Origin of the sequence: Streptomyces sp. NPDC008137 (assembly GCF_042957035.1) — a bacterium.
In the GTDB taxonomy this organism is placed as follows: Bacteria; Actinomycetota; Actinomycetes; order Streptomycetales; family Streptomycetaceae; genus Streptomyces.
Genome location: NZ_JBIBHN010000002.1, coordinates 133,255 through 146,114 on the forward strand (window position 1 = coordinate 133,255; position 12,860 = coordinate 146,114).

Here is a 12,860-nt window from a genome sequence, read left to right on the forward strand (position 1 = left end):
CGGCTGGAGGTGGAGATGGGGCTACCTAGAGGAGATGGTCTCGCGCTCGTTCTCCCCAGATTCTCCCCGCTGGCCCATTTCGCTCTCGCGTGAGCCCGTCGATGTACACAAACCCGAGGTCAGGTATGCAATTCACGACTCGTCCCACCCTGAGCGGCACCTTCGGCATGGTGTCCTCCACACACTGGCTCGCCTCGCAGTCGGCGATGGCCGTGCTGGAGGACGGCGGCAACGCCTACGACGCGGCCGTGGCGGGCGCGTTCGTGCTTCACGTCGTGGAGCCGCACCTCAACGGCCCGGCCGGCGAGGTGCCGATCCTGCTGGCCCCGGCCGGCGGTGAGGTCCAGGTGCTGTGCGGGCAGGGCGTCGCACCGGCCGGAGCGACCGTCGCGCACTACCGGGGCCTCGGTCTGGACCTCGTCCCCGGCACCGGGCCGCTCGCCGCCGCCGTACCCGGAGCGTTCGACGCCTGGATGGTGCTGCTGCGCGACCACGGCACCAAGTCCCTCGCCGACGTCCTGACGTACGCCATCGGGTACGCCGAGCACGGCCACGCGCCCGTGGAGCGCGTCGGGGAGACCGTCGAGACCGTGCGCGAGCTGTTCGAGACGGAGTGGACCTCGTCGGCCGAGGTGTACCTCCCCGGTGGGAAGGCGCCGCGGCCGGGCGAGCTCTTCGCCAACCCCGCGCTCGCCGCCACCTGGAAGCGCCTGCTCGCCGAGACCGCCGGGGCCGGCGGCCGGGAGGCCCGGATCGAGTCCGCACGGCAGGTGTGGCGCACCGGATTCATCGCCGAGGCCCTCGTCCGCCAGGCCGCGCGCCCCACCCTGGACACCAGCGGCACCCGTCACACCGGCACCCTCACGGCCGCCGACCTCGCCTCGTGGTCCGCGACCTACGAGGCGCCGGTGACGTACGACTGGAACGGCTGGACCGTCTGCAAGCCCGGCCCCTGGAGCCAGGGCCCGGTCCTGCTCCAGCAGCTCGCCCTGCTCCCGCCCGAGCTGCCCCGGTACGGCTCGGCCGACTACGTCCACCTCCTGGTCGAGGGCTGCAAGCTCGCCATGGCCGACCGCGAGGCCTGGTACGGGGACGCCGCCGACGTGCCGCTCGACGACCTGCTGTCCGACGGGTACAACGCCGCCCGGCGTGCCCTCGTCGGCGATCGGTCCGACCACGACCTCAGGCCCGGCAGCCCCGGCGGACGCACCCCGAGGCTGTGCGCGCACGCGCGCGTGGCGGCCGCCGCCCAGGAGGGCTACGACGCCCTGGGCGTCGGCGAACCGACCGTCGCCAGGAGCCCGGCGTCCCCCGTGCCGGGCGAACCGGAGGTCCTCGGCGACGGGACCACCCGGGGCGACACCTGCCACCTCGACGTCGTCGACCGCTGGGGCAACATGATCTCGGCCACGCCCAGCGGCGGCTGGCTCCAGTCCAACCCCGTCGTCCCCGAACTGGGCTTCCCGCTCGGCACCCGGCTCCAGATGACCTGGCTGGAGGAGGGCCTGCCGGGCTCCCTCACCCCCGGCCGCCGCCCCCGCACCACGCTGACGCCCTCGATCGCCCTGCGCGAGGGGGTGCCCGTCATGGCGTTCGGCACCCCGGGCGGGGACCAGCAGGACCAGTGGCAGCTCCACTTCTTCCTCGCCGTCGCGCTGCGCGCCCAGGTCCGCGGCGGCCCCGATCTGCAGGGCGCGATCGACGCCCCCAACTGGCACAACGACAGCTTCCCCGGCTCCTTCTACCCGCGCGGCATGCGCCCGGGGAGTGTCACCGTGGAGTCCCGCTTCGACCCGGAGGTCGTCGCGGAGCTGCGGCGGCGCGGCCACGAGGTGACCGTCGGCGGCCCCTGGTCGGAGGGCCGGCTGTGCGCGGTCGCGCGGGACCCGGAGACGGGCGTGCTGTCGGCGGCGGCGAACCCGCGCGGCATGCAGGGATACGCGGTTGGCCGGTGACCCGGCAGGGCCGCCGTCGCCCGGCCCGCGCGGACCCGCCGGCGTCCATCGTTCATCGTGATGCCACCCGGGGTGCACCCGGCATGCGGGCATTGTCAGTGGCGCGTGTTGTCATGGAGGGGTGATCGACAGCAACGAAACCATCGAAGAGTTTCTCGCACAGCGCGCCTCCGACGTCGAGGAGGCGATCCGCAAGGCCGCCGCCACCGAGATCATGCCGCGCTGGCGCCGGCTCGCCGCGCACGAGGTGGACGAGAAGAACGGCCCGCACGACCTGGTGACGGACGCCGACCGCAAGGCCGAGCTGTACCTGACCGACGTCCTGATCGACCTGCTGCCCGGCTCGGTCGTGGTCGGCGAGGAGGCGGTCCACGCCAACCCGGCGTCGTACGAGGCGATATGCGGCGACGCCCCGGTCTGGATCGTCGACCCGGTCGACGGGACACGGCAGTTCGTGCACGGCGACGCCGGGTTCTGCACCCTGGTCGCGCTGGCGCACGGCGGTACCCTGCTCGCCTCCTGGACCTACGCCCCCGCCCGCGAACAGTTCGCCACCGCCCGGCGCGGCAAGGGCGCCTACCTCGACGGCGAGCGGCTGTTCGCCGGGGTGCCGGAGCCCGGCCGGGACCTCCGCGTGGCCACCTCCCACCCGGACTACACGACGGACGAACAGAAGCACGCCCTGCTCTGCCTGCGCGCCGACGGTGTGGCGCCGCGCCCGTGCGGCTCGGCCGGACTGGAGTATCTCGCCATCGCCCGCGGCGAGTTGGACGCCACCGCATTCAGCTGGGAGGCCGCTTGGGATCATGCCGCCGGGCTGCTCCTGGTCGAGGAGGCGGGCGGCGCCCACCTGACGCGCGCGGGAGAGCCGTTCCGCATCACCGGCGGTAACGACCTCCCCTTCACCGCGGCCCGCGACGCGGCCACGGCCCGGCATGTGGCGGGACTGCTGGCGGGCGGCGCGTGACGGTCACCGACCGTACACGCCTGGTCGCTCGAACAGCGCTCCAGCCATTCTCCGGGCGTCCTCCGGGCCGGAAATCACCCGCGCCCGGTGACTGTCAGTCCCCGGGCATATCCTGACCTTCAGTGGCCGTCGGCTGACGAAGGGGTCAGAGGTGCCGTCGATGCTCGATGCCGTCGTAGTGGGTGCGGGACCGAACGGACTGACCGCGGCCGTGGAGCTGGCCCGCCGCGGCTTCTCCGTCGCCGTCTTCGAGGCCCGGGGCACCGTGGGCGGCGGAGCCCGCACCGAGGAGCTCACCCTGCCCGGCTTCCGGCACGACCCGTGCTCCGCCGCGCACCCCCTCGGCATCAACTCACCGGCGTTCCGCGCCCTGCCGCTCGAAAGGTACGGCCTGGAGTGGCTGCACGCCGAGCTGCCCATGGCGCACCCCTTCCCGGACGGCACGGCGGCCGTGCTGTCCCGGTCGGTGGGCGAGACGGCCGCCTCCTTCGGGCCGCGAGACGCCGGGGCCTACCGCAGGCTCGTCGAGCCCTTCCTGCCCAAGTGGGACACCCTGGCCCGGGACTTCATGTCCCTGCCGCTCACCGCGCTGCCCCGCGACCCGGTCACCCTCGCCCGCTTCGGCCTCGTCGGCCTGCCCCCGGCGACCCTGCTGATGCGCCGCTTCCGCGACGAACCGGCCAGGACGCTGTTCGCCGGGCTCGTCGCGCATGTCATGGCACCGCTCGGCGGCTTCGCCACCGGCGCCATCGGCCTGGTCTTCGCCCTCGCGGCGCACGCCCGCGGCTGGCCCGTCGCCCGCGGCGGCTCCCAGAGCCTCTCCGACGCCCTCGCCGCCTACCTGCGCGACCTCGGCGGCAGCGTCCACACCGACTACGAGGTCAAGCGCCTCGACGACCTGCCCCCGGCCCGGGCGTACGTCTTCGACACCTCGCCCACCGCCCTGGCCCGCATCGCCGGCTTCGGGAACCACTACGCCGACTACCGCTACGGCCCGGGCGTCTTCAAGATCGACTACGCGCTGGACGGGCCCGTGCCGTGGACCGCGAAGGAGGCCCGTGTCGCCGGCACGGTCCAGATCGGCGCGAACAGCGCGGAGATCGGCACCGCACTGCGCGCGGCGTCCCGGGAGGGCCGGGCCCCCGACCGCCCCTTCCTGATCACGGTCCAGCCGAGCGTCGTCGACCCCACCCGGGCGCCGGCGGGCAAGCACGTCTTCTGGGCCTACGGCCACGTCCCGCACGGCTGGACCGGCGACCTCACCGACGCCATAGAACGCCAACTGGAGCGCTTCGCCCCGGGGTTCCGCGACCGTGTCCTGGCCCGCGCCACCGCCGGCCCGCCCGAACTCGCCGCCCGCAACGCCAACTACGTCGGCGGCGACATCGCCTCCGGCGCGGTCTCCGGACTCCAGCTCCTGCTGCGCCCCAAACTGACCCCGTTCCCGTACCACACGCCCCACCCGGCGGTCTTCATCTGCTCGTCGGCGACCCCGCCCGGCCCCGGGGTGCACGGCATGTCGGGGCACAACGCGGCCAAGGCCGTCTGGAGGCGGCTGAGGCAGCCATGACCTCCATCGAACTCGTCCAGGGCGACAGCACCCGCGAGAGCGTCGACGCCATCGTCAACGCCGCCAACTCCTCCCTGCTGGGCGGGGGAGGCGTCGACGGGGCGATCCACCGGCGCGGCGGTCCCGCGATCCTCGAGGACTGCCGCAAGCTCCGCGCCTCGCACTACGGCAAGGGCCTGCCCACGGGCGAAGCGGTCGCCACCACCGCGGGCGACCTGGACGCGCGCTGGGTCATCCACACCGTGGGCCCCGTCTTCAGCGCGACCGAGGACCGCTCCGGCCTCCTCGCCTCCTGCTATCGCGAGTCTCTCCGCGTCGCCGACGAACTCGGCGCCCGCACCGTCGCCTTCCCGGCGATCTCCACCGGCGTCTACCGCTACCCGATGGAGGACGCCGCCCGTATCGCGGTCGACACCGTGCGCGCGGCGCGGACCGACGTCGAGAAGGCGCGGTTCGTCCTCTTCGACGAGCGGGCGTACGAGGCGTTCGCCCGACAGCTCCGCTGAGACCCCCGGCGCACACACCCCGCGCCGGGCGCGATCACACGGGCTCGGGCTCGAAGGGCCGCAGTACGTCCTGGCCGGCCTGGACGACGCCGTAGCTGCTCTCCGGTACCGCGTTCCAGACGCCGGGAAGATCGCCCAACGGCTCCGACACGACCAGTCGGGTTTCCTCGGAGATGTGCCTCAGGAACGCGAGGTCGGGGTGGAGGGCACGCACGTCGTCCACCCGGCTGCTGTAGTACAGCGACCGCGAGTCCCCGCCGCTGGAGTACCGGAAGAACCACACCCGTTCGCCGTCGGTCACCGCCACCGTCATCTGGAGCGGCTGCGCCACTCCGTGCTCGTGCCCGAGCCGCTCGACGAGCCCCGCCATCCGGGCCACCGCGCCCGGCGGGTCGCCGTCGAGCCCGAAGGTGAGGGCCACGTGGAACATCACCTCGGAGTCCGTCGTACCCTCCAGCGCCGGGAACAGCGCCGGGTCCACGGTCAGCATGAGGTCCCGGCGCAGATCGTGGAACCCGGCGATCGCCCCGTTGTGCATCCACAGCCAGCGTCCGTGGCGGAAGGGGTGGCAGTTGGTCTGCTGCACGGCCGTCCCGGTGGAGGCGCGCACATGGGCGAAGAACAGCGACGAGCGGACGTGGTCGGCGATCTCCCGCAGATTGCGGTTGCTCCAGGCCGGACCGGTGTCCCGGATGACGGCGGGCGTCCGCAGATGCCACGCGTACCAGCCGATCCCGAAGCCGTCGCCGTTGGTGGTCTCGACACCCATCCGCGCGTGCAGGCTCTGGTCGATCAGCGAGTGCTGCGGCCGGTAGAGGACGTCGTCGAGCAGCACGGGCGTGCCCGAGTAGGCGAGCCAGCGGCACATGGTCGATACCCCCGTTCCGAGCCGCCCGGGCGGGACCGCACGGCTGCGTAGGTGGTGCGCGTGGACCTCAGCGAACCCCGGCCGCCATGCGAGCGCATCGCCCGTCGCGGGTGGTCGCGCGGCGGCCGCCCAGGCCGGTCACGGCGCGGCCGTGGGCGTGCGCAGGGGGATGAAGCTTGAGATCCTGGGTGGTACGAGCGCTGCTTGTGATCCGTCGGACGGCGAACAAGGTGGGCTCCATGGCCGTGACCGAGGAGACCGGTGCGGAACCGGCGTCCGAGGGCGTCGACCCCACGGGCGATCCGCTGCTGCGCACCCGGTTCGCCCTGCCGAAGCGGCCTGACACGTTCCTGCGCCGCGCCCGCCTCATCCGGCACCTCGACCAGGCTCTCGGGACACCGCTGACGCTGGTCAACGGGGCGGCCGGGGCAGGCAAGACCCTCCTGGTCGCCGATTGGGCCGCCGGCCTCGAGGAACCGGTCGCCTGGCTCACGGCCGACATCGCCGACCAGGCCCCCGGGATCTTCTGGGCGTATCTTCTGGAGGCACTGCGTGCCGCGGGCGTACCGGTGACGGGCGACGTCGGCTGCCCGGCGGAGGCGGCCCATGTGGACCAGCGGACGCTGACCCGCCTGGCCGCCGGTCTGGAGCGCCGGGACCACACCACCGTCGTCGTACTCGACGAGTTCGACCGGGTGACCTCCCCCGAGATCGCGGAGCAGCTGCAGTTCGTCCTGCACCATGCCGGACAGGGCATGCGCCTGGTCCTCGTCTCCCGCACGGAACCCCTGCTGCCGCTGCACCGCTACCGGGCGTCGGGCGAGATCACGGAGATCCGGAACGCCGAGCTGGCCTTCACCTCCGAGGAGGCCCACGAACTGCTGTCGCGGCACGGACTGCACCTGCGGGCCGGCGCAGTACAGGCCCTGGTGGAACGCACCCAGGGCTGGGCCGCGGGGCTCCGGCTGTGTGCCCTGGCCGCCCGGCAGGGCACGGACCCCCACACCTACCTGAAGCAGTTCGAAGCCGACCACAGCGCGGTGGCCGACTTCCTGCTGGCGGAGGTGCTCGACCGGCAGACACCCGGCACGCAGGACCTGCTGCTGCGCATCAGCGTCCTGGACCGCTGCTGCCCCGATCTGGTGAACGCGCTGACGCTGCGCACCGACGCGGAGCCGATCCTGGCCGCGCTGCAGCGCGAGAACGCGTTCCTCCACTATCTCGGACACTCCTGGTACAGCCTGCATCCCCTGTTCGCGGAGATCCTCCGAGCCCATCTGAGGGAGCGCTTTCCCGGCCTGGAGCCGGAGCTGCGCGGCCGGGCCGCCCAGTGGCTGCGGCGATCCGGAGCCCTGCCCGACGCGCTTGTGCAGGGGGCCGCGGCGGACGACTGGGAGTTCACCGCCCGCGTCATGGTCGACGATCTCGCGATCGGGCAGCTGTTCACCGGGCTGCGCTCCGAGGAGCTGTCCGCCCTGTTCGCACGGATGAGCCCCGAGGCCACGGGCCCGGCACCGGACCTCGTGCGCGCCGCCCGTGAGCTGGGCCGACGCGATCTCGAACACGGCCTGGCCCATCTGCGCCAGGCCGAGGAGGCACTGGGCCGGGACGGCTCAGGTGCGGCGGCCCCGGTGCGGCTCAGCTGGGCCCTCCTGGAAGCCCTGGCGGCTCGGCTGACCGGCTCCCCGGACAGAGCGGAGCGGGCCGCCGAGCAGGCGAGGCACCTCCAGCGGGAGGTCCCCGGTGATCTCCTCGACGAGCACCCGGAACTCACGGCCCTCCTGCTCACCCATCTGGGCTCCGCCCGCCTGTGGGCCGGAAGGTTCGACGACGCCCGGGCCGCCCTGTCGTCGGTGGCCGCGGCCCCCGGCGGAGCGGCCACGGCACTGCCCCGGTGGGAGGCCCTCGGCCACCTGGCACTGATCGACCATCTCAACGGCTGGCCCGGCCCGGCCGAGCACAAGGCCCTCGCGGCGGCCGGCCAGGCGGAGCGGTACAGCCTGCCGCGGCACTCCCGGTCCGGCATCGGCCCGCTGGTCCTGGCCGCCGTCCTCATCGACCGCGACGAACTCGACGAGGCGCAGACGCTCCTCGACGAAGCGGCCGCCGCCCACCCGCTCGTCGACGACCCGGTGGTGCGGGCCGGCCGGACCCTCACCCGAGGGCGGCTGTACCTTGCCCGGGGGGACGCCCGGGCCGCTCTGGCGGCGGCGGAGGTGACCGTCCCGGCGGCCGTGAGCTCACCCTGGGCACAGGACCACGCCGCCCTGCTCGCGTCCGCCGCCCACCTGGCCCGGGGGCACCCCGAGCCGGCCCGCCGGGCCGTGGAGAGGGTGGCGCACCACCGGCGGGCCTGTGCGGTCGAGGCGGCCCGCGTCCGGCTCGCGTCGGGCCACCCCGAAGGCGCGCTCGACCTGCTCGACGGCCTGCCGGAGAACGACCGGCCGGGCCCGGCGGTGACCGTCCGCGCCACGCTGGTACGCGCCCGGGCCGCCCTCGACACCGGGGATGCCACCACCGCCCGCCGTCTGGTCGCCCGGGCCCTCCTGGACGGCCGGCGCGAGCAGCTGCGCCGCCCGTTCCTGGAAGCCGGCCCCTGGATCCGTCCGCTGCTGAGCACCGGCCGGCCGCGGGAACTGGCCGTCGGCTGGCTCCTCCCGGACCTCGGCCGCTACCGCGCCCCCGGCCCCGCCGTACCCGACGAGCCTCCGGAGCTCGCCGTCGAGGAGCTGAGTGCCCGCGAGCGTGACGTGCTGCGGCGCCTGGCCGAGATGAGGTCGACGGAGGAGATCGCCGCCGACCTCCATGTGTCCGTGAACACCGTGAAGACCCACCTCAAGAGCATCTACCGCAAGCTCGCGGTCACCCGGCGCGGCGACGCCGTCCGTCGGGCACGCGAACGGCGGCTCCTGTGACAGGGGCCCCGGGCGCAACCCCTGGCCCAGGGCGGTCCCGGGCCGACTACACCGGCGGCGTCTACGGCTCCATGCTCGCCGCCTCCGTGGTGATCGGCGTCGGAACCCTGGGGTCGCTGCCCCGGGTGGAACTCGTGGCGCTGCTGCTGATGACCGGGGCGGTGTTCTGGCTCGCGCATGTGCACGCGCAGCTGTTCGGGGCGCGGCTGGCGCAGGGAGCCGTGGGCCGCCGGGCCGTGCTGCAGGTGTGCCGCGAGGAGTGGCCGATCCTGGAGGCCGCCGTCCCGCCCGCCGTCGCCGTGGCGATCAGCCCGCTGCTGCCCCTGGACATGCCCGGCACCCTGTGGCTGGCGCTCTCCGTGGCGGTGGCGGGCCAGGTCGGCTGGTCGATGGCCGCGGCGGCCCGGGCCGGCGCCTCCCGGAGCCAGATGGCCCTCTCCGCCTCGGTGAACCTGCTGCTGGGTCTGCTGATCATCATCCTCAAGATCGTCCTGAAGGAATGAGGCGCGACGCAGGTTCACCTGCGCCGGGTGAGGGCGTACGGCCCGCCGGGGCGGAACATCGCAAGGGAAGGGCGTGCACGGCCCGCCCCACGCCGCCCGCGGGAGAGCAGCTCATGCGCTACGAGATCCGCGTCGACGGACACATGTCGGAGACGCTGGCCAAGGTCTTCCCGGAGCTGGATCACGTGGTGATGTCCGGTCAGACGGTCCTGTTCGGCTCCGTCATCGACGAGGCCCACCTGTACGGGCTGCTCACCCGCTTCCAGTCGCTGGGTCTCAGGGTCGTGGAGATGCGCCAGCTGCCGGAGTGAGCGTGTGCCGGAGTGAGCGAGGGGCGCAGGGCCGCCGGGTCACAGGGCCGCCGTGGGGATCCTGCCGGAGCGGGCGGCCGCGCCCAGTGCCGCGAAGTCGCGCTCGTTCTGATCGGCGTACGCCTGGGCGAAGGAGGCGAGGGCGCGGTCGAACTTGTCGCCGCCGCCCAGGTACGCCGCGATGGCGACGGCGTCGCCCGAGCGGGCGTGGGCCCGTGCCAGGCTCGCCCCGCACAGCCGCGCGAACAGGCGGAGCATGGCCGGGTCCATGGTGTCCGCACGCGCGATGCCCTTCCAGTCCCGCAGCTGGCGTACGTAGAAGTCCCGTTCGTGTCCGTCGAGGCCAGTGGCGTGCGTCCAGCCCAGGAGGATGTCACTGGTCGTCTGGATCAGCCGCTGTCCCGCCACCACGCGGCGGCCCTGGTTGTCGTAGCCGTCCCCGCCGGTGTGGGCGGCGAGCACCGAACGCTGTGCCTCCTTGGCCTGGAGGAGCAGGGGATCGTCGTCGTCCCGGCCGAGCAGCAGCACGATCCAGCAGCGGGTGCCGACACTGCCGACCCCCACCACCTTGCGGGCGATGTCCACCAGGCGGTAGCGGCGCAGCAGGTGCCTGCGCTCGGACGACAGACTGTCCGCATACCCCTCCAGGACGGTGAGCAGTTCCTTCTCCTGGTCGGGCGAGGAGTCGGACACCAGATCCCGCAGCGGGGTGATCAGCGGTGGGTCCGGTGTGATCCGCCGCCCCTCGTCCGTGGTCTCGGTGAGCTTCGCGAAGGCCTGGAGGCCGGTGCGGGTGCGGGCCTTCGCCGTGGCCTCGGCGGTGCGGCGCCTGGCCTTTTTGGTCATCGACGCGGCCATCAGCTCCCGCATGTGGTCGGCGTCGTCCTGCGCGTACCAGATGTCCAGGTTGCGCATGCCGGCGAACTCCCGCATCCGCTGCCGGTAGGCGCGCACGCAGGTCTCCACCGCGGCGTTCTGCTCCGCGGTCTCGAAGCCGTTGGCCCGGCCCGCGATGGCGAAACTGGCCGCCAGCCGTTTGACGTCCCACTCGAACGGCCCGGCCAGGGTCTCGTCGAAGTCGTTGATGTCGAAGACCAGATGGCGCTCCGGCGAGGCCAGCAGCCGGAAGTTCAGCAGATGGGCGTCCCCGCACAGCTGCACTCGCAGCCCGGTGTCCGCGGCGGCCCCGAGATCGGCGGCCATGATCGCCGCGGCGCCCCGGTAGAACCGGAACGGGGACTCCAGCATGCGGCCGTAGCGGACCGGCACCAACTCCGGTACCCGGGTGGCCGACTGGCGCTCCACCACCTCGACCGGGTCGGGCCGTGCCGTCCCCGGGTCGAACCGGCCGTGGGACGAACGCGGCACCCGCCGCCGCGCGCCCCGGCCCGACTCCGCCCGCTCGGCCGGGGACAGGAACGCCGTAGGGCTCGGTATGGTCATGGCTCAGTCCTCCCGCCGGGAGTGGAAGTCATCCGCCGGCTCGTGGCCGCGCCTGCGCAGCCCGGCCTGCACCGCGCCGGCGAGGATGCGTGCCGCCACGCCCACCAGCAGCAGTCCGCCCATCATCTGAAGCATGGTCAGCACCCGTGCCGTCTGGGAACGGGCGACGATGTCGCCGTACCCGACGGTGGTGAACGTGGTGAGCGTGAAGTACAGGGAGTCCGTCTTGGTCAGCGGCTCGCTGAAGGAACCCGGGGTGGAGTGCTCCAGCAGGAAGTAGGTGCTCGCGAAGAGCAGGAGGAACAGGACGAGTGTGGCGGCCAGGGCCTCGACCGCTTTCAGCCGGGGGAAGGGCGAGTGGGCGATGGCCTGAACCTCCCACCAGAAGACCAGGATGACGAGCAGCAGCCCGCAGGCGAGCAGCACCGAAGTGCCGCTGCCGGTGCTGCGGCCGTCCAGGGGCAGCACGTAGTAGACGGTGACGAGCCCGGTCGCGATGAGCGCGGCGCGCACCAGGACGGCGACACTCGCGCGCCGCCTCGGTCCCTCCTGCCGGGGGTGCCGCTCCCGCTCCCGCCGGGGCCGGGCGGGCTCGGTCCGGGCGGCCGCTGGCTCGTTCATCTGGTCTCTCTCGGTCCGGTGGGGGTGCGCTCTCCACCTCACCGCCACGGCTGCGGGAACGGATCACCCGGCGCGGGTGACCCTGCGGCCGGAGGGGCGCGCGACGCCGGCCGCCGCGCTGTGGCTGATGGCCTGACCGGTCCGGCCGGTGTCCGGCCCGCTCACCCGTCCCGGGTGAGGCGGCCCCGTGCCGGACATGGGCACGCTGAGAACGGCACGGAACGGCTTGCCGGGCGACGTGCGCCCGGGACGGAGGAGTGACATGAGTGCGCAGACCTACCTGGCGTACGACTTTCCGTTGTTGAGCGCCTTCTGGACGATGCTGTGGTTCTTCCTGTGGATCATGTGGTTCGTGCTGCTCTTCCGGGTCGTCCTCGACATCTTCCGGGACGACGGTCTGGGCGGCTGGGCCAAGACCGGCTGGCTGGTGTTCTGCATCGTCCTGCCGTTCCTCGGCGTGTTCGTCTACGTCGTCGCGCGCGGCAAGAACATGGGCCGCCGGGAGATGTCCCAGGCCCGCGCGCAGCAGGAGGCCTTCGACAGCTACATACGGGAGACCGCCAAGGGCGGCGAAGGACGGGGGAGCAGCGTGGACGAACTCGCCAGGCTGTCCGAGATCCGCGCCCGCGGCGACATCACGGACGACGAGTTCCGCAGGGCGAAGGAGCTGGTCCTGAGCGGCTCCGGCCCGTCGGAACCCTAGCCTCCGACAGACCCGACAGAAACGAGGCAGCAGGATGACCGCCACACACCCTACGCACGCGCACTCGACGGCGAAACGCGAATGGGCCGTCGGTCTGATGGTCTTCGCCGCGGTCATGCTCATGATCGGTGGAATCCTGGGCATCATGCGTGGCATCGCGGCGATCGCCGAGGACGAGGTGTTCCTCTCGACCCCCAACTACGTCTTCGCGTTCGACCTCACGAGCTGGGGCTGGATCCATCTGGCCATGGGCGTGGTCGCCGTGCTCGTCAGCATGGGGCTGTTCCAGGCGTCGACGTGGGCACGGGTCGCCGGCGTGGGCATCGCCGGACTCGTCATCGTCGCCAACTTCCTCTCCCTGCCGTCCTACCCGGTCTGGTCGGTCGTGATGATCGCGATCTCCGGGTTCATCATCTGGGCCCTGTGCACGGTGAAGAAGGACGACGCCTGGGAGCCGTTCGAACAGACCCCGAGCAATCCGTGAGGTCGCTTTGACGC

General features: G+C 73.0%; 12 protein-coding genes. 9 read left to right on the plus strand and 3 right to left on the minus strand.

Translation table 11 applies throughout. The features are described 5' to 3' along the window. The first annotated feature begins 125 nt into the window (after window positions 1-125). From ACFZBT_RS03930 to ACFZBT_RS03945, 4 genes are all read left to right on the plus strand, one after another. Window positions 126-1,955 (plus strand): gamma-glutamyltransferase, encoded by a 1,830-nt coding sequence (locus ACFZBT_RS03930; protein WP_391098016.1) that lies wholly within the window; start codon window positions 126-128, stop codon window positions 1,953-1,955. A 121-nt stretch (window positions 1,956-2,076) separates the two neighbouring features. Beyond that, the gene (locus tag ACFZBT_RS03935; protein ID WP_391098017.1) at window positions 2,077-2,922 is read left to right on the plus strand and encodes an inositol monophosphatase family protein; all 846 of its coding nucleotides are present in this window, start codon (window positions 2,077-2,079) and stop codon (window positions 2,920-2,922) included. A gap of 160 nt (window positions 2,923-3,082) precedes the next feature. Further along, a complete protein-coding gene (locus ACFZBT_RS03940; protein WP_391098019.1) occupies window positions 3,083-4,492 on the plus strand; it encodes an FAD-dependent oxidoreductase in 1,410 nt (469 codons plus the stop codon). Further along, window positions 4,489-4,998 carry an O-acetyl-ADP-ribose deacetylase gene (locus ACFZBT_RS03945; protein ID WP_391098020.1) on the plus strand — a complete coding sequence of 170 codons (510 nt, stop codon included), beginning with the start codon at window positions 4,489-4,491 and terminating at the stop codon, window positions 4,996-4,998. The genes ACFZBT_RS03940 and ACFZBT_RS03945 overlap by 4 nt, the downstream gene beginning before the upstream one ends. A 34-nt stretch (window positions 4,999-5,032) precedes the next feature. Here ACFZBT_RS03945 and ACFZBT_RS03950 read toward each other — a convergent pair whose 3' ends face one another. Beyond that, a complete protein-coding gene (locus tag ACFZBT_RS03950; RefSeq protein ID WP_391098022.1) occupies window positions 5,033-5,866 on the minus strand; it encodes a class II glutamine amidotransferase in 834 nt (277 codons plus the stop codon). A 239-nt stretch (window positions 5,867-6,105) separates the two neighbouring features. Between ACFZBT_RS03950 and ACFZBT_RS03955 the strand changes: the two genes are divergently transcribed. The 3 genes from ACFZBT_RS03955 to ACFZBT_RS03965 all read left to right on the plus strand — a co-directional run bounded on the left by ACFZBT_RS03955 (window position 6,106) and on the right by ACFZBT_RS03965 (window position 9,595). After that, complete coding sequence (locus tag ACFZBT_RS03955; protein ID WP_391098024.1) at window positions 6,106-8,781, plus strand: LuxR C-terminal-related transcriptional regulator; 2,676 nt, start codon at window positions 6,106-6,108, stop codon at window positions 8,779-8,781. After that, window positions 8,778-9,284 carry a hypothetical protein gene (locus ACFZBT_RS03960; RefSeq protein WP_391098025.1) on the plus strand — a complete coding sequence of 169 codons (507 nt, stop codon included), beginning with the start codon at window positions 8,778-8,780 and terminating at the stop codon, window positions 9,282-9,284. The genes ACFZBT_RS03955 and ACFZBT_RS03960 overlap by 4 nt, the downstream gene beginning before the upstream one ends. A 113-nt stretch (window positions 9,285-9,397) precedes the next feature. Then, window positions 9,398-9,595 carry a hypothetical protein gene (locus tag ACFZBT_RS03965; protein ID WP_382578135.1) on the plus strand — a complete coding sequence of 66 codons (198 nt, stop codon included), beginning with the start codon at window positions 9,398-9,400 and terminating at the stop codon, window positions 9,593-9,595. 39 nt (window positions 9,596-9,634) lie between these two features. On the opposite strand, the gene ACFZBT_RS03970 is transcribed toward ACFZBT_RS03965, so the two are convergent. Further along, window positions 9,635-11,038: a DUF2252 family protein gene (locus tag ACFZBT_RS03970; RefSeq protein WP_391098028.1), complete on the minus strand. Its 1,404-nt coding sequence runs from the start codon at window positions 11,036-11,038 to the stop codon at window positions 9,635-9,637. 3 nt (window positions 11,039-11,041) lie between these two features. Then, on the minus strand, window positions 11,042-11,659 hold the full coding sequence (locus ACFZBT_RS03975; RefSeq protein ID WP_391098030.1) for an ion channel: 618 nt from the start codon (window positions 11,657-11,659) through the stop codon (window positions 11,042-11,044). A gap of 262 nt (window positions 11,660-11,921) precedes the next feature. On the opposite strand from ACFZBT_RS03975, the gene ACFZBT_RS03980 reads away from it, so the two are divergent. Together ACFZBT_RS03980 and ACFZBT_RS03985 are read left to right on the plus strand one after the other, a co-directional pair. After that, window positions 11,922-12,362 (plus strand): SHOCT domain-containing protein, encoded by a 441-nt coding sequence (locus ACFZBT_RS03980; protein WP_391098031.1) that lies wholly within the window; start codon window positions 11,922-11,924, stop codon window positions 12,360-12,362. A gap of 34 nt (window positions 12,363-12,396) precedes the next feature. Beyond that, window positions 12,397-12,846 carry a hypothetical protein gene (locus ACFZBT_RS03985; RefSeq protein ID WP_391098032.1) on the plus strand — a complete coding sequence of 150 codons (450 nt, stop codon included), beginning with the start codon at window positions 12,397-12,399 and terminating at the stop codon, window positions 12,844-12,846. Window positions 12,847-12,860 lie beyond the last annotated feature (14 nt).